Consider the following 19,841-nt stretch of genomic DNA (forward strand, 5'->3'; position numbering starts at 1 on the left):
TACAGGTTTTTCTAGGTAAATCGCGCGCAAGCCGCGCAGCGAATTATAATGCGGCAAATGGAAACCTCTCACCAATTCGTCCAGTGGCTGCGCTCCGTCGCGCCGTACATCCACGCCTTTCGTGGCAAGACCTTCGTGGTCGCCTTCCCCGGTGAGCTCGTCGTCGCCGGCGCCCTCACGGTGCTGGCCCAGGATCTGTCGCTGCTGGTGGCGCTCGGCATCCGCGTGGTCATCGTGCACGGCTCGCGCCCGCAGGTGGCCGAGCAGCTGGCGCTGCGCAATGTCGAGGGGCGTTTTCACAACGGCATCCGCATCACCGACATCGCCGCCCTCGAATGCGCCAAGGAAGCGGCGGGCGAACTGCGCCTCGATATCGAGGCTGCCTTCAGCCAGGGCTTGCCGAATACGCCCATGTCGAACGCGGCCATCCGCATCATTTCTGGCAATTTCGTCACCGCCCGTCCACTCGGCGTGATCGATGGGGTCGACCTCGAGCTGACCGGCATTACCCGCAAGGTCGCCGCCGAAACCATCCACCCCATTCTGGCCACCGACAGCATCGTGCTGCTCTCGCCGCTGGGCTTTTCGCCGACCGGCGAAGTGTTCAATTTGACCATGGAAGACGTCGCCGTGTCGGCGGCGATTGCGCTGCACGCCGACAAGCTGATTTTTATTAGCGAGACGCCGATGATGACGGACGAAGGCGGCGCCGAGATTCGCGAACTGTCTTCACACCAGGCCGAAGCGGTGCTGCAGGCGGGCTTTTTGCCGCCCGACGCTGCCTACTACCTGAAAGAAGCGGTCAAGGCGTGCAGCAACGGCGTCGAGCGCGCCCACATCGTGCCATTCGCCATGGACGGCTCGGCCATGCTCGAACTGTTCACCCACGATGGCGTGGGCACCATGATCACCTACGAAAACCTGGAAAGCCTGCGCAAGGCAAATATCGACGACGTCGGCGGCATCATCAAGCTGATCGAGCCGCTCGAGGCCGATGGCACCCTGGTCAAGCGGGGACGCGAACTGATCGAGCGCGAGATCGACAATTTCTCCGTCATCGAGCACGATGGCGTCATTTTCGGCTGCGCCGCGCTGTATCCCTTCCCGGCGACGAAGATGGCGGAAATGGCTTGCCTGACGGTGAACCCGGAAGTGCAGACCCAGGGTGACGGCGAGCGCATCCTGCGCCACATGGAAAACCGCGCACGCGCGGCCGGCTACAACAAGTTATTTGTACTCACCACCCGCACCTCGCACTGGTTTCAAAAGCGCGGCTTCGTGCCCGCCAGCGTCGAAGACTTGCCGAAAGACCGCCAGAAGATGTACAACTGGCAGCGCAAATCACAAGTGCTGATTAAGCCTTTATAATCACGGCTTGCCGATCGCGCTTTTACTTGCCACTGCTGGCATTCATTACAGAATAAGGATCTACCATGGCCCGCACCGTCCACTGCGTCAAACTGAACAAAGAAGCTGAAGGCCTCGATTTTGCCCCGTATCCCGGTGAACTGGGCAAGCGCATCTACGAATCGGTGTCGAAAGAAGCATGGGCCGCCTGGCTCAAGCACCAGACCATGCTGGTCAACGAAAACCGCCTGAACCTGGCCGACCTGCGCGCCCGTAAATACCTGGCCACGCAAATGGAAAAGCATTTCTTTGGCGAAGGCGCCGACGCCGCCATGGGCTATGTGCCGCCAGCCGAGTAAGGCTGCGCACCGCGTAAAAACGGCGCCTCGAAGGCGCCGTTTTTTATTCCAGTCCGGAATAATTTAAAACGTCAGCGTGCGCACGCCGTCGGCGCCGCCGAGCAGGCAGACATCGGCGCCGCGCGCAGCAAACAGGCCGACGGCAATGACGCCGGGGATCTGGTTGATGGTGCGCTCGAGGCCGACCGGATCGACGATCGCCAGGCCGGCGACGTCGATGATTTCGCCACCGTTATCGGTCACAAACGCGGCGTCGCTGTGCGCTTTCAAGCGCAGCCTGGGCTGGCCGCCCAGCGCCGTCAGCTTGCGCATGACGGCTGCGCGCGCCATCGGCAGCACTTCGACCGGCAGGGCGAAGCGGCCGAGCGTATCGACCAGCTTGGAAGCATCGGCGATGCAAACAAAACGGGCCGCCACCGAGGCGACGATTTTTTCGCGCGTCAGGGCGGCGCCACCGCCCTTGATCATGGCGCCGGTGGCGTTGATTTCATCGGCACCATCGATGTAGACGGCGATGCTGGCGACATCATTGAGATCGTAGACCTCGATGCCATGGGCGCGCAGGCGCGCTGCCGTCGCTTCCGAGGACGCCACCGCGCCCTTGATGCGGTGCTTGATCGTGGCCAGCGCATCGATGAAGAAATTGGCGGTCGAGCCAGTGCCTACGCCGATGATTTCGCCGTCGACGACGTAGGCGATGGCGGCGGCGGCTACCGCCTGTTTGAGTTCATCCTGGGTCATGGTGTGCACAATCTAAAGTCGGGAAAGCCGCCATTTTAACGGATCGACGCCGGCATCAGCGCCGCCATCAGCGTTGGCACCGGAGTGATACCAGACTGACACCGGCATCGATCCTGCGGCCAGCGATTGCAAAACATATGCATGTTGCAACATTTTAGAAACTGCAGCACACTATATCGCATGCGCCCGCCGCGCAGCTGCCCACCCGAAAGGACTGTCTTGAAACGTGTCGCTCCCCTGCTGTTGCTGATCGCCCTGTCAATTCCCGCGTTCGCGCGTGCGAGCGACTACAGTGCCCTGATGAAGGCCCGCAAATTCACCGACGCCGAGCAGCTGGCCAGCAGCCGCCTGGCCCAGGATCCTGCCAATGCCGAGGCGCTGGTGGCCAAGGTCAATGCGATTATTGAAGGGGGTAAAGGGGGGCGCTTCGACGAAGCGGCCAGGCTCGCCGAGCAGTGCGTGGCAGCCCATCCCCAGCTGGCCACCTGCCACCTGGCCCTGGGCAATGCGCTGGGCGCCAAGGCGATTGCCAACGGCATCATGTCGGCGCTCGCTTACGCCGGCACCATCCGTGATGCCTTCAAAAAAGCGCTTGAACTGGACCCGCACAACGTGGAAGCGCGGATGGCACTGATGTCCTACTATCTGCAGGCGCCAGCCATCGTCGGCGGCGGCAGCGGCAAGGCGCGCGCGCTAACGGCGCAGACCGCCGCCCTCGATCCCGCGGCCGCCAAAGTGATGCAGGCGCGGCTCGACGTCGACGACGAGCGTTTTGCTGCCGCCGAAGGGGCTATGCTGGCCATGCCGGTGAGCAGCGTCGATGCGCTCGCCGACGGCCAGCGCGATGTGCTGCTGGCCGTCGGCGGCGCCTACATGAAAACCAAACGATCCGCCGACGCCGAGCGCGTGCTGCGCGAAGCGGCGCGCCGTTTCCCCGACAGCGACGCCCCCCTCTACAGCCTGGCCCGCGTGCAGCAGGAGCAGGGCAAGCACCGCGACGCCATCGCCCTGTTCGAGCAGGTGCTGGCGCGCACGCCGGGTGGCGGCGCCTGGTACCGGCTGGGCCAGTCGCAGCAGGCGCTGGGCGAAAAGAGCAAGGCAGTCAGCGCCTACGAACGGGCGCTGGCCGCTGGCACGCTGCCGAAGGCGGCGCGTGCCGACACCGAAGCGCAACTGCTGGCGCTGCGGCAAAAGTAACGGCCGCACGCTCATCTGGCGACTGAGCTTGATCGCCGCCAACGGCCCCATACACGGGGCGGCTTACCATGAAGCAGGCAATTTTGCCTGTCAACCTAGGTGGCGGTCATGTGTGGAATCAGCGGCATCATCAACAAAAATGATACGGCCGTCGACCCCGGCGCCATCCGCGCCATCACCGACCTGGTGGCCCACCGGGGACCGGATGGCGACGGCTTTTATTTTGGAGACTGCTTCGCTTTCGGCCACCGCCGCCTGGCCATCCTCGACGTCTCCAGCGCTGGCAGCCAGCCGATGGCGTATCTGCAGCGCTACGTCATCACCTACAACGGCGAGGTGTATAACTTCGTCGAACTCAAGACGCAACTGGCGCGCTGCGGCTACCACTTCGATTCTGACAGCGACACCGAAGTGATCCTGGCCGCCTACGACAAATGGGGCGAACACTGCGTCGACCACTTCAACGGCATGTGGTCGTTCGCCATCTACGACGTCAAGCGCCATCTGATCTTTTGCTCGCGCGACCGCTTCGGCGTCAAACCGTTTTATTACAGCGACGGGCCGGCGCAGTTCGTGTTCGGCTCCGAAATCAAGCAGGTGCTGCGCGCCGGCGGCGGCACTGCCGTCGCCAACATGGCGATGGTGCGCGATTTTCTGGTGGAGGGGCTGCACGACCATACCAGCGCCACCTTTTTTCAGGGCGTGCACGCGCTCAAGGCCGGCCACAACCTGGTGTACCGGCTGGACGACCATGTCAGCGTCGAAACGCGCTGGTATTCCCTGTTCATGCGCGAAGAGCTGCCGCAAATGGGCGCGCACGCTGCCACCAGCCGCTTCCTGCAAGAGCTCAAGCAGTCAGTGCGCTACCGGCTGCGCTCGGACGTCAAGGTGGGCACCTGCCTGTCGGGCGGGCTCGACAGCTCCAGCATTGCCAGCCTCTCTTCGACCCTGTACCACGCCAGCAGCGGCCTGCGCTTTCAGGCCGTGCATGCGCGCGCCAGTGAACGGGCGATTGACGAAAGCGGCTTTGCCAGAGAACTGGCCGACAGCTGCGGCATCGACCTGGCCGTCATCGAGCCCAGCGCGGCCGACTTTACCGCCGCGGTCGACGACGTCGCCTGGTGCCAGGAAGAGCCGTTCGCCGCGCCATCGATCGTCATGCAATTTTTTGTTTTCAAGAAAGCGCGCGAAATCGGCTGCAAGGTGATGCTCGACGGCCAGGGCGGCGATGAAGTCATGCTCGGCTACGAGCGCTATTTCGCCGCCCACCTGAAGTCGCTGGCGCGGCTGGCGGCCCTGCGCGAATTATGGTCGATCCGCAACCACGCCAGCCTGAGCCTGCGCGACCTGCTGGCGCGCCTGGCCTATTTTTCGTTCGCCCCGGTGCGCATCGGCGCGCTGCGTCGGCGCTACGCCTTTGTCAAGGACCGCTACCTGGCGGACTTCCCCAACATCCGCGCACTGGCCGCCGCCACCACCGACGTGCGCGCCATGCAAAAGCTGGAAATCGAATCGTTCCAGCTGCCCCACCTGCTGCGCTACGAAGACCGCAATTCGATGCACCACTCGGTCGAGGCGCGCCTGCCGTTTCTGGACTACCGGCTGGTGGAAACCTGCTACGGCATCGACAGCCGCCTGAAAATCCGCCAGGGCTGGACCAAGCATATTTTACGGGTGGCCATGCAGGGACTGGCGCCAGCGACCATCCTGTGGCGCACCAACAAGCTCGGTTTCGAGGCACCGGTGGCGACCTGGATCGCCAGCATGCGCCCGGCGATGGAAACGACGATCGGTCAGTCTCAGATCATCAAGCAGCTCTGCAAGCGCGACATCGACCTGGCGCGCATTGACCGCGCCACCTTCTGGAAGCTCTACAGCATCGCCAAGTGGGAAGCGGTGTACGCCGTGCAGGCCGACGCCGCGGCTAACTAGTGTGGTGCATTGCAGGCGGCGGCCGTGCTGACGGCCTTGCTGCCATCGGCCCGCCGTAACAGGCAAAAGCGTGCCACCAGCGCGTTCGGCTGTGACTGCGGCGAGGCGGACTGCGGCGCGCGCACGTCGATCGCCACCTCGTACAATGTGCCCGCTTCGAGCAGCTCGGCGCTGCGCTGGGGCAGCGCCGGCACCCGTCCGCCGTAGGGAATGCACATGCTGAACATCAGCGGAAAGGTGCGCCCTTCTGGCATCGCCATCGACCACACCACCGCGCGCCGTTTGCCCGCCACCTCGGTGACACTGATCGCCTCAAAGTTGGGGGCGCCGCTGCGGCGCTCTTCGCGTTCGGCGATGGTAAAACAGGGCACGCCACCGGCCCCTTCGCGCACCTCGGCTTCGCCAATGGCAGCGCTGGCTTTGGCGACGACCGCCAGCACCAGCGTGGCGCCAAGGCCAAACAGGCAGCAGAGACGAACGGGCAGCATCATGATCAAGACCGGCTGGCAGCAAAAGGTTCAGCCTACGTGCAGCAAAGGTATTCGCAGTTGATGCGCCGCAACTAGCGACAGATCTTGGCACCGGCGCTAAAAGTAACAACACAACACAGGCAGGCGCCTCTTGAAGGGCTAGCGTGGTGAACCAGAACACGACCATACCTCGCGCCACACTGTGTGACGCCCGGTCCCTGCTTGCGAATCTGCATTAAGATGACTTCCCGACTCACGCAATCAATCACGCAATCAATCACGCAACCACTCACGCAACGATCAGCGATGGCCGCCATCCCATTTGAGCAACTGCGCGCGCGGCGCGCGCGTCCCCTGACGGCAGGCGAAATCGCCATGGTCGCACTGCTGTTTGGCGACGCCATCGATTACCGGCGCGTGCGCGTGCATGCGCGCCGCTACCTGCCGTTCCAGCCGAAGAACTGCGCGATGACGCCGAACGGCCACCTGTACTTTCACGCGTCCTGCTTTCTGGACGACTATGCTCAGGCGCCTATCCATCAGCGCCACTGGTTCATGCACGAGATGGTCCACGTATGGCAACGTCATTTGGGCTACGCGCTGCGCCTGCGCGGCGCCGTGCGCATCGGCCTGTCGTACGACTACGATCTGGCAGCAGGCAAGACACTGGCCGATTTTAATATGGAAGCGCAGGGTGAGCTGCTGGCCGATTACTTCGCACTCAAGCACCTGCAAGCGCCGGCAGCGATGCGCCAGCAGCACAACCAGCACAATCGGGCCAGCCTGCCTCAATACGAAGCGGTGCTGGCCGGCTTTCTTGCCAATCCCGCCAGCGCGGCGCATCTGCCACGCGGCTACGGCCGCTGCCTGCTTGCCTTAAAAAGAATCTGTTCCTAGCGCGCGCCCAGCGCAAAAGCGGCGCGCGCCAGTTCAGTAATGCGGGCCCAGTCGCCGGCCGCCAGGGCATCCTTCGGCGTCAACCACGAACCACCGACGCAGGCGACGTTTTTGCAGGCCAGAAAAGCCGGCGCCGTCTCGATCGAGATGCCGCCGGTGGGACAAAAGGTGATGTCGGGGATCGGACCGGCAATCGCATTGAGCATGCCGACGCCACCAGCCGGCACCGCCGGGAACAGTTTAAGCTGGCGAAAACCGGCTTCGCGCGCGGCCAGCACTTCGGACGGCGTCATCACCCCAGGCAGCAGCGGCAAGCCACTTTTTTTGGCGCCTTCGATCAGCGACGCCGTCAAACCGGGCGAGACGCCAAACACGGCGCCGGCATCGCGCGCGGCGAAAAATTCGTCCGCGTGGGTCAGGGTGCCGACGCCGACAATGGCGCCTTCGACCGCGCTCATGGCGCGGATCGCAGCGAGTCCATGGGCCGTGCGCAGGGTCACTTCGAGCACGCGGATGCCACCGGCGACCAGCGCCCGCGCCAGCGGCACGGCGTGCTCGGGATCATCGATGGCGATGACGGGAATGACGCGCGCACTGCGCATGATGTCGAGCAGGCTTGATGATGGATTGACGGTGTTGGCATTCATGGCAATTTCTTTCACTGGTATTGACTGGAATGGATTTAAATCGGCGTCGCCGGCACAGTGCCCTTGACCAGCGTGTCTTCGTCGGACCCTGGCAGGATGTCGCCCACATCGGTGCCCTCGTGCAGCGCCACCGTGGTCGGTACCGGCGACGGCAAGCCGAAGGTGGTGGCGCCCTGCTCCGCTGCGCTGACGTTATTTCTGAACATGGCGAACAGCTCGCGGCCCATGCCGACGTGCGACGGCGACAGGTCGGTGGTGGTCATCGCGCGCGCCTGCCAGACAGCGTCCGGCACCAGCGCCTGCAGGGTGCCGGTGGTGGCGTCGAGGCGAATGATGTCGCCATCGCGCACCAGGCCGAGCGGGCCGCCGGCCAGGATTTCCGGCGACACGTGGATCGCCGCCGGCACCTTGCCGGAGGCGCCCGACATGCGTCCATCCGTCACCAAGGCCACCTGGCGGCCGGCGTCCTGCAAATTGGCCAGCGCTGGCGTCAAGGCGTGCAGCTCCGGCATGCCATTCGCACGCGGGCCCTGGAAGCGCAGCACGGCGACGAAATCGCGATCGAGATGGCCGGCCTGGTAGGCGTGCATAAAATCTTCCTGCGAATTGAAGGTCAGCGCCGGCGCTTCGACGATGCGGTGCGCTTGCTTGACGGCGGAGATTTTCATCACCGCGCGCCCCAGGTTGCCCTTCACCAGAATCAGCCCGCCATCGCTGGAGAATGGCGCCGCCGCCGGCCGCAGCACGGCGTCGTCGCCGCTGATCGCGGTAGCCGCCTTCCACACCGCGCGCTCGCCGTCCAAGAACGGTTCACTGCAGTGATTGCGCAGGCCCTGGCCCAGAATGGTGGTGACGTCGTCGTGCAGCAGGCCGGCATCTAACAGCTCGCGCAGCAGGAAACCGGGACCACCGGCGGCATTGAAGTGGTTGACGTCGGCGTCGCCATTTGGATAGATGCGCGCCAACAGCGGCACGATGGCGGAGAGCTCGTTGAAATCGTCCCAGTCGATGACGATGCCGGCCGCCTTGGCAATGGCCACCAGGTGCAGCGTGTGATTGGTCGAGCCCCCCGTGGTGAGCAGGCCGACGATGGCATTGACGATGGCCTTTTCATCGACCACGTGGCCGACCGGCGTGTAGGTGCCACCCTGCGCAGTGAGCGCGACGGCGCGCTGCGCGGCGGCGCGCGTGAGGGCGTCGCGCAGCGGCGTATTCGGGTTGATGAAAGACGAACCGGGCAAATGCAGGCCCATGAACTCCATCAGGATCTGGTTGCTGTTGGCGGTGCCATAAAAGGTACAGGTGCCGGCGCTGTGGTACGACGCCGATTCGCCTTCGAGCAGCTCTTCGCGGCTGGCCAGGCCCTGCGCGTAACGCTGGCGGATGGCCGCCTTGTCCTTGTTCGACATGCCACTGGTCATCGGTCCGGCCGGCACGAACACCGCTGGCAGATGGCCGAAATGGAGGGCGCCGATCAACAGGCCCGGCACGATCTTGTCGCACACGCCCAGGTACAGGCCGGCGTCGAACATATTGTGCGCCAGCGCCACCGCGGTGCTCATGGCGATGGCGTCGCGCGAAAACAGCGACAGCTCCATGCCCGGCTGGCCCTGGGTGACACCGTCGCACATGGCCGGGGTGGCGCCGGCAAACTGGGCCACCGCATCGACTTCGCGCACCGCATCCTTGATGATGGCCGGGAAGCGCTCGAATGGCTGGTGCGCCGACAGCATGTCGTTATAGGCCGAGATGATGGCAATCGACGGCTTTTGCACCTGCTTGAGTTTCAACTTGTCGTTGGCCGGGAAGGCAGCAAAGCCGTGCGCCAGGTTGGTACAGGCCAGGGCGCTGCGCTGCACGCCCTGCACGCGGGCGGCGTCGAGGTGCGCCAGATAGGCGCCGCGCGATGGCCGGCTGCGCTCGATGATGCGGTCAGTCACCTTCTGGAGAACGGGATGGAGCGCCATGGTGGTTCCTTTTGTGTGGGATTTATGTAATTTTACTACAATTGAGGGAAACTGCCAGCCCCCTAGGCGTCCACGGAAACTGAAAGCGAACGGGAGGGTGTGGTTGTGGCCGTGCAACGGCGACGGTCAAGACGATCTCGTAGTGAATTTACCGTCATTCGGGTACAATTCTCGTAAGCTTTGCAGTGTAACGCCGCCGCAGCTTCAACGTCGCACTGTCGCCCGCAGCGCTGCCAGGCCCATCACTGTGCCAGGTCCGTCAACAACGCCACCGATCTGCCTCCCCAACTTCACACCAAAACCGCCATGTCCCAGCCAACACTGCGCAGCAGCGCCAGCTTCCAAGCCCTCAGCCAGCTCTCCGCCGATGCCGCCCGCTGGCAGATGCGCGAACTGTTCGCCGGTGACCCCGGCCGTTTCGCCGCCATGTCGGTCGAAGCGGCCGGCCTGTTTCTCGACTATTCGAAGAACCGCCTCGACGGTCGCACCCTGGCGCTGCTGCTCGAGCTGGCGCGCGAGCGCGGCGTCGAGGGGCACCGCGCCGCCATGTTCGCCGGTGAAAAAATCAATACGACCGAACAGCGCGCGGTGCTGCACACGGCGCTGCGCGCGCCGGCCGACAGCCCGACTCTGATGGTCGACGGCCAGGACGTCGTCAAGGACGTCCACGCGGTGCTCGCCCGCGTGCGCACGTTCAGCGACGCCGTGCGCAGTGGCGCCTGGCTCGGTCACAGCGGCAAAGCCATCACCGACATCGTCAACATCGGCATCGGCGGCTCCGACCTGGGACCGAAAATGGCGTGTCTGGCGCTGCGCCAGTATTCGCACCCGGGCCTGCGCCTGCACTTCGTCTCCAACGTCGACGGCCACGATCTCGACGCCGTGCTCGCGGCAGTCGATCCGGCCACCACCCTGTTTATCATCGCCTCGAAAACCTTCACCACCAGCGAGACCATGCTCAACGCGCAAACCGCGCGCCGCTGGTTCCTGGCCCATGCGCCGGAGGATGCGCTGGCGCGCCATTTCGTCGCCGTCTCCACCAACGTCGAGGCGATCAAAACCTTCGGCATCGACCCGGCCAATATGTTCCCGTTCTGGGACTGGGTCGGCGGGCGCTATTCGGTGTGGTCGGCGATCGGTTTGCCGATCGCGCTGGCGGTGGGCTTTGGCTACTTCAGCGATTTTCTCGCCGGTGCCCACGCCATGGACCAGCACTTTATGAGCGCGCCGCTCGCTGCCAACATGCCGGTGCTGCTGGCACTGGTGGGCTTCTGGAACCGCCAGTTCCTCGGCTGCGGCTCGGTGTCGATCGCGCCCTACCACCAGGACCTGAGCCGCTTTCCCGCCTACCTGCAGCAGCTCGACATGGAGAGCAACGGCAAACGCGTCACCCGCGCCGGCGCCGCCGTCGATTACCCCACCAGCCCGGCCGTGTGGGGCGAATGCGGCACCAATGGCCAGCATGCGTACTTCCAGATGCTGCACCAGGGGACCGACGTCACCCCCATCGATTTCATCGCCGCCCTGCGACCCGGCCACGAGCTGCAGCAGCACCACGCCGCCTTGCTGGCGAACTGCTTCGCCCAGTCCGAAGCATTCATGCGCGGCAAAACCGGCGATGAAGTGCGCCTCGACCTGCAGGCACAGGGCCTGGACGAAGCGCACATCGCTCAGCTGGCGCCGCATAAAACCTTCCCCGGCAACCGGCCCTCGAACACAATCCTGATGGAATACCTGACTCCCCATGCACTCGGTGCGCTGGTGGCGCTGTACGAACATAAAACCTTCGTGCAGGGCGTGCTATGGGACGTCAACAGCTTCGACCAGTGGGGCGTGGAGCTGGGCAAGGCGCTGGCGAAAAACATCGAGGCCGAACTCAATACCACCGCCCGCCCCGAGCTGCACGACAGTTCGACCAATGGCCTGATCGCCCGCGCGCGGGAGGCGGTATGAGCGCCCTGCTCCATCAGGATGGCGTCGAGCCGGGCCTGCAGGTGGCCTTCGACGAACCGATGATCGTTGGCGAGTCGCCCCTGTGGCACAGCCTCGAACACTGTTTATACTGGGTCGACATCGACGGCTTTGCGATCCACCGCCTGCATCCGGAAAGCGGCGCCCACAAAAAGTGGACGGCGCCGAGCGAGCCGACCGCGCTCGGCCTGTGCGAAGACGGCACCCTGGTGGTGGCGCTGCGCGACGGTTTTGCCCGTTTTAACAGCGCCAGCGGGCTCTTTACGCCGCTGGCGGTGGCGCCCTACGACACCGCCACCGCGCGCTTTAACGATGGCCGCGTCGACGCCGCCGGGCGCTTTTGGGTGGGCACCATGTACGAACCCAAAGACGCCCGGAAAGCGGCCATGTACGTGCTCGAACGGGGCGCCGTGCGGTGCGCCTGGGAAGGCGGCATGACCACCTCGAATGGCCTGGCCTTCAGCGCTGACGGCCGTTATATGTACCACGCCGACACCCCCAGCCACCGCATCGACCGCTACCGCTTCGATGTCGCCAGCGGCGAACTCGGTGCGGCCGAAGCATTCCAGCGCTTCGACGCCGACAAGAGCGCGCCCGGCTACGGCGGCCGTCCCGACGGCGCCGCCGTCGACAGCGAAGGGGCCTACTGGGTCGCCATGTTCGAAGGCAGCCGCCTGCTGCGCTTTGATGCCAGTGGCGCCCTGCTGCGCGAAGTGAAACTGCCGCTGCGCTGCCCGACCATGATGGCCTTCGGCGGCGCCGACCTGCGCACCTTGTATATCACCAGCGCCGGCGCCCGGCGGCCGTTAGAAGAGCGCACGCGTTATCCACTGTCGGGCTGCCTGCTGGCGCTGCGGGTCGAGGTGCCGGGCCGGCTGGAAACTGCGTATTTGCCGTGACACCCGGTGGAGGCCGCCCTGATGCCACGGACACTGCTAGACTGTTGGTTGCAGTTTTCAATCTGGACCGTTGATGACTTTTCCGACATCGCATCTCAATCGCACAAGGGCACGCCGTGAACACGCTGGTTAAAACAGGTATCGCCGGACTCGATGACATTCTGCTGGGCGGTCTGCCGCGCCATAACAATCTGCTCGTCGAAGGCGCACCGGGCACCGGCAAGACCACGCTGGGCCTCGGCTTCATCTATGGCGGCGCCGCTTATTACAATGAGCCGGGGGTGATCGTCTCGTTCGAGCTGGACGCCGCCAAGCTGCTGCGCGACGCCGCCGGCTTCGACTGGGACCTGCAGGCGCAAATCGACGCCGGCATGATCAAGATTATCCAGACCAGCCCCGCCGTGCTGCTGGCAGAATTTCGCAACAGCGAAGGCGCCTTCGCCGACGCCCTGCGCGGCATGCAGGCCAAGCGCCTGCTGATCGACGGCCTCACGCCCATGCGCCTGTACGCCGAAGTACACGACCTGCCGTTTCGCGAAGATCTGCACGTGCTCATCGAGGGCCTCAACCGCCTCGGCGTGACCACCCTGGTCACCGCCGAGCGCGAAGACGCCATGGTGGCGCCACCGCACGAGCGCTTCGTCTTCGACACCATCATCGAACTGAACCGCGCCGAAAACAAGCGGCGCGTCGAGCGCCGCCTGACGGTGTCGAAGTCGCGCGGCCAGGATTTCATCGGCGGCAGCCACACCATGCGCATCGAAGCGCATGTCGGCGTCCACGTCTACCGGCGCGCGCAGTCGCGGCCACTGCTGCTCAACGACCAGCCCACCTCCGGCGCGCGGCTGTCGACCGGCGCCCCCGCCATCGATGCCCTGATGGATGGCGGCGTCTACCAGGGCTCGGTGACCATGGTCAGCGGCATTTCCGGCACCGGCAAGACGGTGCTGTCAGTGCAGTTCCTGACCGCTGCCGTCAAGGCCGGCCACAAGACGCTGCTGGTGACCCTCGACGAGCACCCGCGCCAGCTCATCCGCAACGCCGCCTCGCTCGGTTTTGATCTGGAAGGCATGCGCCAGCGCGGTGAACTGTTCGTGCTGTACGAGTCGCCCCTCGAACTCGAACTCGACGTCCACTTCGACCGCGTCATCAAGCTGGCCGAGCGCGAAGGCATCGATTGCATCGTGTTCGACTCGGTGGCGGTGTACGAAATGGCCAGCCGCAGCGAAGTGGCCGACTACCTGTATGCGCTGGCCACCCATTTTAAAAACCAGCTGGCCACGGTGTTCTTCAATTACGAAAGCCCCGAGCTGCTGGGACTGTCGCAGATCAGCGAAGAACTCAAGGGCTCGCACCTGGTCGACAACATCATCCTGCTCAACTACGTCGAGATCTCCACCATGCTGCGGCGCGCCATCGCCATTCCCAAGGTGCGCGGCAGCCGCAACCTGCAGGTGACGCGCGAATACGTCATCGCCGAAGGTGGCCTGGCCCTGCTCGACGAAGATGGCTCATCGCTGGCGCGCCTGAACGCCGTGCCGCAACTGCCCTTCTCGGCCTATTCGAGCCTGCTGTCACGCTCGCCGACGCGCCAGAGCCCTGCCATCGAAGTGGCCGTCTCGCAGGGCGATGCCCTGCCCGCTTCGGTCGACCTGCCCACCGAATCGACGTCGTGATCCAGATCGCCCAGTCCACGCCACTGCAGATCGACTGGGACGAGTGGCAGGCGCCGCTCCAGCAGTTTTGCCAGGCCAGCGGGCTGGCGGTGTCGGCCTACGCCATCGACGGCGTGCGCAAGGTCGGCCCGCTGCTGGCCTCGCGCGCGGCGCGCCACCTCGATACAGCCGGCTTCTGGGCCATTGACGGCCCTGGCAGCGCGCTCGAACAGCGCCTGGTGGCAAGGATGGCAACGACGGCGCTGGCAGCCGGCGCCGTCCAGCCCGACGAACTGTTTCACGGCATGCGCGTGTGCTGCCTGCCACTCACCCGCGCCGGCCACCGCTACGGCGTGCTGGTGTTTGGCTGGTGCCTGCGCGACTTCAGCTCGCCGATGGCGTGCGAACAGATCGCCGCGCTGGTCGGCCTGTCCGGCCAGGTGCTGTGGAACGAAGTGCGCCTGGAAGCGCCGCTGACCGATGCGCGCTTTGCCACCTACCGCGAGCTGCTGCGCACCCTGGCCGGCTCGCTCGACCGCCAGCGCGACACCATCGATGAATTGAACCGGGTCAGCCGCACGCGCGACCTGTTCCTCGCCACCGTCTCGCACGAAATGCGCACGCCGCTGTCGGCCCTGTCGATGCGGGTCGAACTGCTGCTGCGTACCATGCCAGAGCTGCCGCCCGCGCTGCAGACGGCACTCAAGGCCATGCGCGTGCACGTGCGCCAGGAAACCGCGATGGTCGAAGATTTGATCGATGCCGCCCGCACCCTCACCGGCACCATGTCGATCGAGCGCGTGCCGGTCTCGCTCGGACGCATCGTGCGCGACGCCGTCTCCACCATCGAAGTGCATGCGCACGACAAGCAGATCGCCTTTTCGGTGGTGCCGGCCGATTTTGGCGACCATATCGCGATCGATGCCGATCCGCGCCGCCTGCAGCAGGTGCTGTGGAACCTGATCCTCAATGCGATCAAGTTCACCCCCGAGGGCGGCGCCATCGGCGTGCTGATCAGCCGCGCCGCCGACGGCGTGCGCGTGCGCGTGCGTGACAGCGGCCAGGGCATCGCCGCCGCCGACCTGCCGCACGTGTTTGGCGCCTTCACCCTGCAAACCCAGGCCAATGCCAGCGGCCTGGGGCTGGGACTGTACATCGCCCGCAGCATCGTCGAACTGCACGGCGGCACGCTGACGGTGGACAGCGACGGCGTCGGCCACGGCAGCAGTTTTACCGTTTATTTGCCGCTGGCGGCGAGAATGCCCGTGCCAGGCTAGCCACGGATCGCCCTTTGCGTAGTAAATTTACTTGCGATGACACCATTCGTGTAGTAAATTTACATTACCAAGCCCACTCACGGTCGTCGATGACCTGAACGCGGCACCATCTGAGCACCCACTATTGCGTATTGCGAACCCAACCTATGGCACTCAACGATTTTGACCTGGTCCTCTTCGGCGGCTCCGGCGACCTGGCGATGCGCAAGCTGCTGCCGGCGATGTATTCGCGCCACGTCGCTGGCGACCTGCCGGCCGGCGCCCGCATCATCTGCGTCGGCCGCCATGACTGGAGCACCGAAGCATTCCTCACCGAAGCGGCGAAGACGTCCAAACCGAACATCAAGGCGCCCGACGAAAAAGCCTACGCCGAATTCGTCAAGCGCATCGTCTACGTCTCCGTCAACGCCACCGATGTGAGCACCTACGGCGGCCTGGTGGAGGCGCTGCGCACCGACGACAGCCTCACGCGCGTGTACTACCTGGCGACGCCGCCGCACCTGTTCGCGCAAATTTGCGACAACCTCAAGGAAGCGGGCCTGGTCACCGCCAACTCGCGCGTGGTGCTGGAAAAGCCGCTGGGACGCGACCTCGCCTCGGCCAAGCAAATCAATTTTGAAGTGGGCAAGGTATTTGCCGAGTCGCAGATTTACCGCATCGACCACTACCTCGGCAAAGAGACGGTGCAAAACCTGCTGGCGCTACGTTTCGGTAACATCCTGTTTGAACCGCTGTGGCGGCGCGAATGGATTTCGGACGTGCAGATCACCATCGCCGAAAAAATCGGCGTCGGCAACCGCATGGGGTATTACGATACGTCCGGCGCCCTGCGCGACATGCTGCAAAATCACTTACTGCAGCTGCTGTGCATCGTGGCGATGGAGCCGCCCACCTCGATCGCCCCGGACGCCGTGCGCGACGCCAAGCTGCAGGTGCTGCGCTCCTTAAAACGGTTTACCCCGACCACGCTGGCGCAAAACATCGTACGCGGCCAGTATCGCGCCGGCCACGTGGAAGGCCAGCCGGTCCCCAGCTACAAGGATGAACCGGACGCACCGGCCCACTCGTCGACTGAAACCTTCGTCGCCCTGAAAGCCGAAATCGACACCTGGCGCTGGGCCGGCGTGCCCTTCTATCTGCGCACCGGCAAACGCATGCCCGACCGCCTGGCCGAAATCGTGGTGCGCTTCAAGCCCATTCCCCATTCGATCTTCAACCAGCCCACCAGCAGCTTCCAGCCCAACAGCCTGGTGATCCGCCTGCAGCCGGACGAAGGCCTGTCGATGAACCTGATGGCCAAGACCCCGGGCGACTCGATGCGTTTGAAGCAGGCCGAACTCGAACTCGATTTCAACGAGCAGTTCAAGACACCGCGCATGGACGCCTACGAGCGGCTGCTGCTCGACGTCCTGCGCGGCCAGCTGACCCTGTTCATGCGCGGCGACGAACTGGAAGCGGCGTGGGAATGGGTCGAACCGATCCTCGACTACTGGCAGCAGGACGACAGCAATCCGATTCCGTACACGTCGGGCACCTGGGGACCGGCGGCGGCGAGCGCGCTGATCGGCCGCGATGGCTTGCAGTGGCGCGAAGAAGCGCTGCCGGAAGACTGATTGAAGCCGCCCTTTTCTCCTCTGCCAGGGCGCCGCTGATGCTGCTCGATTCCATCCGCACCCAGCTCGACTCGCTGTCGAAGTCCGAGCGCAAGGTGGCGCTGGCCGTGCTCGATCAGCCGGCGGCCACCGTCAGCCAGAACATCACGGCGCTGGCCCGCCACGCCCAGGTGTCCGAGCCGACCGTGGTGCGATTTTGCCGCACCCTCGGTTATGACGGCTGGCACGAATTCAAGCTCAAGCTGGCGCAGGGCCTGGCGCTGGCGCTGCCCGGCGCCAGCGAACAGCCGGCCCAGGACGACCTGGCCGCTGACCTGGTCAATAAAATCTGCAGCCGCTCCATCAACACCCTGCTCGACCTGCGCAACAACCTCAATCCTGAGGCGATCGAGCAGGCGCTGGGCATTCTGGCGCGCGCCAGCAAGATCGAGTTTTATGGTCAGGGCACGTCGGGCATCGTCGCCGCCGACGCCCAGCACAAATTTTTCCGCTCCGGTGTGCCGACGGTGGCGTATTCGGACCCGAACATCCACAGTATCGCCGCCGCCCTGCTGCGCGAGGGTGATGCGCTGGTCGCCATTTCGCAGCGCGGCAACAGCCCGGCGCTGGTGCGCTCGGTGAAACTGGCGCGCCGCGGCGGCGCCGACGTCATCGTGCTGGCGCCATCGGGCACGCCGCTGGCGGAACTGGCCAGCGTGCTCATTCCGATCGACCTGGTGTTTAATACGGATCCTTACACGCCGATCTCGGCGCGGCTGGCATATCTGGTGGTCATCGATGTGCTGGCAGTCGGCCTGGCGATCCAGCGCGGGCCCGAGTTCAGGAAGAAGATGCAAAATGCGCAGAAGGCCTTGCAGGAATTCGATATGCAGTTCGATTCGTTCATCGGATAGGTCAAACAAAAGTGAACCCCTACTTTTGTTTGGTTTAAAGTGAGAATCGAAGGGTAAAACCGGCTCAGGGGCGCAGATCCAGTCAGCGCAAAATCACTGGCGCAGCCAGATGATTTTGCGAGGGCGACGAACAACCGCGTCTGAGCGACGTTCGCCTCGGGGATTGGCTGCGCCGCGTTGGCGCGGCGCCCGTCTGCATGTTTGAATGGCAGCGGAAAGAATGTTTATGGGGGAGATGCTGTGGCTGCTGCGCGAGCAATAAAGGCCCCACAAGAGTAAAATGTTGGCTTTCTTTTGCCCGCTCCCGACTCCCATGCACATCACTCCCACCGCCTCCACCGCCCCCGACTACGCCCTGCTGACGCGCCAGGTGGCCAGCATTCTCGAAGGCGAGCGTGATCTGGTCGCCAATGCGTCGCAGTTTTCGGCGTTTATCTATGACACCATCGCCGACCTCAACTGGGCCGGCTTTTACCTGACCCGGCCGACGCGCACGGGCGCCGGCCAGGAACTGCTGGTCGGCCCTTTCCAGGGCAAGGTGGCGTGCGCCCGCATTCCGTTTGGCCGTGGCGTCTGCGGCGCTGCCGCCGAACAGCGCAAAACCATGCTGGTGCCCGACGTGCACGCCTTCCCCGGCCACATCGCCTGCGACTCGGCATCAAATGCTGAAATCGTCATCCCGCTGATCAAAAACGGCGTCGTGCTGGGCGTGTTTGACATCGACAGCCCCACCCTGAACCGTTTTAGCAGCGCCGACCAGGCCGGCCTCGAGGCACTGGTCGGCGCTTTTCTGGCCGCGACCAACCTGTAACATCAGGCGCCTGATGCCTGCGCCGCGCGCAGCCACGCCAGCATGGCGTCGGTCATCGCCCGGCCGACCCGCAGCAGCGGCTCCGATTCGATCGCCTGCCTGAAGCGCACCACCGTGTCCGCTTCAAGCCCCACCATGTCTTCGAACAGCACCCGGTAGCGCGCCGCCAGCGCGGCCGCTGCCGGCGTGTGCGGTGACGGCTCGCGCGCCATTTGCGTGCGCAGTTCTTCGAACAGGGGCGGCCACTCGAGCCCGCGGCTGCGCTGATGCAAGCGCATGCGCGCCAGCTCGTCCGCCGTCAGGTGACGCCCGTACGCTTCAAGCTTGACTTCGCCGATGGCGGCCATCATGAAGCCACGCATGGCCGGTGCAATGCCAGTGTCGCGCTGCAGCGTCGGCTCGTTGCGATGCATGGTGTCGAGCTGCAGCAGCAGGCCAGCGTCACCGGCCGTGTCGCGCTCGAGCAGCGCCATCCAGCGCAGCGCCAGTGCGCGCACGCGGACATCGTCAACCGCGGCGCCGTCGTTCATCAAGGCGTCGACGTCGCCCACCAGCTGCTGCCAGTCGGCGGTCGCATCGCTGTTGCCGAGCAGCGGCAAGCGCTGCAAGTCTTCCTTGGAAAAATATTTTTCGTACATGGTCATTTGCTCCAGTGTGGTCAACCAGGTGTCGAGCGCCGGCGTTTCGCCGCGCGCCAGCTGACCCTGCAACACGGTCAGCTGGGCGCGCATCGCCGTGGCGTCGGCAATCTGCCGATCGAGCAGCGCCAGCTGGCGGCTGACGATTGCCAGCGGCGAAACGTCGGCGCGGTCCAGGTAAGCGCCAATCGATGCCAGCTCCATGCCTAGCCTGCGCAGGGCCTGGATTTGCTGCAGGCGGGCGACATCGGCACGGTCGTACAGCCGGTACCCGGCTGCCGAGCGCGCCGATGGCGTCAGCAGGCCGATGCTGTCGTAGTGATGCAGCGCGCGCACCGTCAATCCGGCGCGCCGCGCCAGTTCTCCCACTTTCAACATGGCCGTCTCCGATTGGTGTACTTGCCGGGGCGGGATTGCCCGGGCGTGAACCCACTGTGAAGCCTGACGCTGTGTCAGGGTCAAGCGATTTTATGCTTGCGGCGGCCAGGCGCAAAGCCGCGCCTGCCGATCGTGGCGATCGCACCTGG

17 protein-coding genes are annotated in these 19,841 nt (G+C 64.6%); 12 read left to right on the forward strand and 5 right to left on the reverse strand.

Annotated elements, in window-relative coordinates; all coding sequences use genetic code 11:
• Positions 1 to 57: 57 nt before the first annotated feature.
• The gene (gene argA / locus ACP7BZ_RS02490) at positions 58 to 1,368 is read left to right on the forward strand and encodes an amino-acid N-acetyltransferase (RefSeq protein WP_426110061.1); all 1,311 of its coding nucleotides are present in this window, start codon (positions 58 to 60) and stop codon (positions 1,366 to 1,368) included.
• 65 nt (positions 1,369 to 1,433) lie between these two features.
• Entirely contained in the window at positions 1,434 to 1,706 is a 273-nt protein-coding gene (locus tag ACP7BZ_RS02495; RefSeq protein WP_426110062.1) for an oxidative damage protection protein, read from the forward strand.
• Positions 1,707 to 1,769: 63 nt separating this feature from the next.
• Here ACP7BZ_RS02495 and rpiA read toward each other — a convergent pair whose 3' ends face one another.
• Positions 1,770 to 2,447, reverse strand: coding sequence for a ribose-5-phosphate isomerase RpiA (gene rpiA / locus ACP7BZ_RS02500; protein ID WP_426110063.1), 678 nt, complete (start codon positions 2,445 to 2,447; stop codon positions 1,770 to 1,772).
• Between the two features lie 219 nt (positions 2,448 to 2,666).
• On the opposite strand from rpiA, the gene ACP7BZ_RS02505 reads away from it, so the two are divergent.
• Positions 2,667 to 3,644 (forward strand): tetratricopeptide repeat protein, encoded by a 978-nt coding sequence (locus ACP7BZ_RS02505; RefSeq protein ID WP_426110064.1) that lies wholly within the window; start codon positions 2,667 to 2,669, stop codon positions 3,642 to 3,644.
• 108 nt (positions 3,645 to 3,752) lie between these two features.
• On the forward strand, positions 3,753 to 5,576 hold the full coding sequence (gene asnB / locus ACP7BZ_RS02510) for an asparagine synthase (glutamine-hydrolyzing) (protein WP_426110065.1): 1,824 nt from the start codon (positions 3,753 to 3,755) through the stop codon (positions 5,574 to 5,576).
• Here the strand turns inward: asnB and ACP7BZ_RS02515 are convergent.
• Positions 5,573 to 6,067 (reverse strand): hypothetical protein, encoded by a 495-nt coding sequence (locus tag ACP7BZ_RS02515; RefSeq protein WP_426110066.1) that lies wholly within the window; start codon positions 6,065 to 6,067, stop codon positions 5,573 to 5,575. The two genes, asnB and ACP7BZ_RS02515, sit on opposite strands and share 4 nt — an antisense overlap.
• A gap of 285 nt (positions 6,068 to 6,352) precedes the next feature.
• Here ACP7BZ_RS02515 and ACP7BZ_RS02520 point away from each other — a divergent pair, with 285 nt between their 5' ends.
• Positions 6,353 to 6,943, forward strand: coding sequence for a Rhs element Vgr protein (locus ACP7BZ_RS02520; RefSeq protein ID WP_426110067.1), 591 nt, complete (start codon positions 6,353 to 6,355; stop codon positions 6,941 to 6,943).
• Here ACP7BZ_RS02520 and eda read toward each other — a convergent pair.
• Both eda and edd read right to left on the reverse strand, forming a co-directional pair.
• A complete protein-coding gene (eda, locus tag ACP7BZ_RS02525; RefSeq protein ID WP_426110068.1) occupies positions 6,940 to 7,590 on the reverse strand; it encodes a bifunctional 4-hydroxy-2-oxoglutarate aldolase/2-dehydro-3-deoxy-phosphogluconate aldolase in 651 nt (216 codons plus the stop codon). The genes ACP7BZ_RS02520 and eda overlap by 4 nt on opposite strands.
• Before the next feature lie 35 nt (positions 7,591 to 7,625).
• Positions 7,626 to 9,557 carry a phosphogluconate dehydratase gene (gene edd / locus ACP7BZ_RS02530; protein ID WP_426110069.1) on the reverse strand — a complete coding sequence of 644 codons (1,932 nt, stop codon included), beginning with the start codon at positions 9,555 to 9,557 and terminating at the stop codon, positions 7,626 to 7,628.
• Between the two features lie 306 nt (positions 9,558 to 9,863).
• Between edd and pgi the strand changes: the two genes are divergently transcribed.
• From pgi to ACP7BZ_RS02565, 7 genes are all read left to right on the forward strand, one after another.
• On the forward strand, positions 9,864 to 11,510 hold the full coding sequence (pgi, locus tag ACP7BZ_RS02535; RefSeq protein WP_426110070.1) for a glucose-6-phosphate isomerase: 1,647 nt from the start codon (positions 9,864 to 9,866) through the stop codon (positions 11,508 to 11,510).
• Entirely contained in the window at positions 11,507 to 12,427 is a 921-nt protein-coding gene (locus ACP7BZ_RS02540; RefSeq protein WP_426110071.1) for an SMP-30/gluconolactonase/LRE family protein, read from the forward strand. Before pgi ends, ACP7BZ_RS02540 begins: the two co-directional genes overlap by 4 nt.
• Positions 12,428 to 12,543: 116 nt before the next feature.
• The gene (locus tag ACP7BZ_RS02545; RefSeq protein WP_426110072.1) at positions 12,544 to 14,103 is read left to right on the forward strand and encodes an ATPase domain-containing protein; all 1,560 of its coding nucleotides are present in this window, start codon (positions 12,544 to 12,546) and stop codon (positions 14,101 to 14,103) included.
• The gene (locus ACP7BZ_RS02550) at positions 14,100 to 15,359 is read left to right on the forward strand and encodes a sensor histidine kinase (protein ID WP_426110073.1); all 1,260 of its coding nucleotides are present in this window, start codon (positions 14,100 to 14,102) and stop codon (positions 15,357 to 15,359) included. The genes ACP7BZ_RS02545 and ACP7BZ_RS02550 overlap by 4 nt, the downstream gene beginning before the upstream one ends.
• 146 nt (positions 15,360 to 15,505) lie before the next feature.
• A complete protein-coding gene (zwf, locus tag ACP7BZ_RS02555) occupies positions 15,506 to 16,972 on the forward strand; it encodes a glucose-6-phosphate dehydrogenase (RefSeq protein ID WP_426110074.1) in 1,467 nt (488 codons plus the stop codon).
• Between the two features lie 38 nt (positions 16,973 to 17,010).
• Positions 17,011 to 17,865, forward strand: a complete 855-nt coding sequence (locus ACP7BZ_RS02560) for an SIS domain-containing protein (RefSeq protein ID WP_426110075.1) — start codon at positions 17,011 to 17,013, stop codon at positions 17,863 to 17,865.
• A gap of 313 nt (positions 17,866 to 18,178) precedes the next feature.
• Positions 18,179 to 18,676, forward strand: a complete 498-nt coding sequence (locus ACP7BZ_RS02565; protein WP_426110076.1) for a GAF domain-containing protein — start codon at positions 18,179 to 18,181, stop codon at positions 18,674 to 18,676.
• 2 nt (positions 18,677 to 18,678) lie between these two features.
• Here the strand turns inward: ACP7BZ_RS02565 and ACP7BZ_RS02570 are convergent, their stop codons facing one another.
• A complete protein-coding gene (locus ACP7BZ_RS02570) occupies positions 18,679 to 19,692 on the reverse strand; it encodes a MerR family transcriptional regulator (RefSeq protein ID WP_426110077.1) in 1,014 nt (337 codons plus the stop codon).
• Positions 19,693 to 19,841 lie beyond the last annotated feature (149 nt).

This window comes from Massilia sp. PWRC2, from assembly GCF_049896725.1.
Lineage (GTDB): Bacteria > Pseudomonadota > Gammaproteobacteria > Burkholderiales > Burkholderiaceae_D > JAFCUW01.

What these genes read in the sequence shown, in the direction of transcription:
- zwf (WP_426110074.1), top strand. Translation starts at nt 15,506, where the DNA reads ATGGCACTCAACGATTTTGACCTGGTCCTCTTCGGCGGCTCCGGCGAC.
- ACP7BZ_RS02570 (WP_426110077.1), bottom strand. Translation starts at nt 19,692, where the DNA reads ATGTTGAAAGTGGGAGAACTGGCGCGGCGCGCCGGATTGACGGTGCGC.
- ACP7BZ_RS02540 (WP_426110071.1), top strand. Translation starts at nt 11,507, where the DNA reads ATGAGCGCCCTGCTCCATCAGGATGGCGTCGAGCCGGGCCTGCAGGTG.
- ACP7BZ_RS02560 (WP_426110075.1), top strand. Translation starts at nt 17,011, where the DNA reads ATGCTGCTCGATTCCATCCGCACCCAGCTCGACTCGCTGTCGAAGTCC.
- asnB (WP_426110065.1), top strand. Translation starts at nt 3,753, where the DNA reads ATGTGTGGAATCAGCGGCATCATCAACAAAAATGATACGGCCGTCGAC.
- eda (WP_426110068.1), bottom strand. Translation starts at nt 7,590, where the DNA reads ATGAATGCCAACACCGTCAATCCATCATCAAGCCTGCTCGACATCATG.
- ACP7BZ_RS02565 (WP_426110076.1), top strand. Translation starts at nt 18,179, where the DNA reads ATGCACATCACTCCCACCGCCTCCACCGCCCCCGACTACGCCCTGCTG.
- ACP7BZ_RS02520 (WP_426110067.1), top strand. Translation starts at nt 6,353, where the DNA reads ATGGCCGCCATCCCATTTGAGCAACTGCGCGCGCGGCGCGCGCGTCCC.
- edd (WP_426110069.1), bottom strand. Translation starts at nt 9,557, where the DNA reads ATGGCGCTCCATCCCGTTCTCCAGAAGGTGACTGACCGCATCATCGAG.
- rpiA (WP_426110063.1), bottom strand. Translation starts at nt 2,447, where the DNA reads ATGACCCAGGATGAACTCAAACAGGCGGTAGCCGCCGCCGCCATCGCC.
- ACP7BZ_RS02515 (WP_426110066.1), bottom strand. Translation starts at nt 6,067, where the DNA reads ATGATGCTGCCCGTTCGTCTCTGCTGCCTGTTTGGCCTTGGCGCCACG.
- pgi (WP_426110070.1), top strand. Translation starts at nt 9,864, where the DNA reads ATGTCCCAGCCAACACTGCGCAGCAGCGCCAGCTTCCAAGCCCTCAGC.
- ACP7BZ_RS02495 (WP_426110062.1), top strand. Translation starts at nt 1,434, where the DNA reads ATGGCCCGCACCGTCCACTGCGTCAAACTGAACAAAGAAGCTGAAGGC.
- argA (WP_426110061.1), top strand. Translation starts at nt 58, where the DNA reads ATGGAAACCTCTCACCAATTCGTCCAGTGGCTGCGCTCCGTCGCGCCG.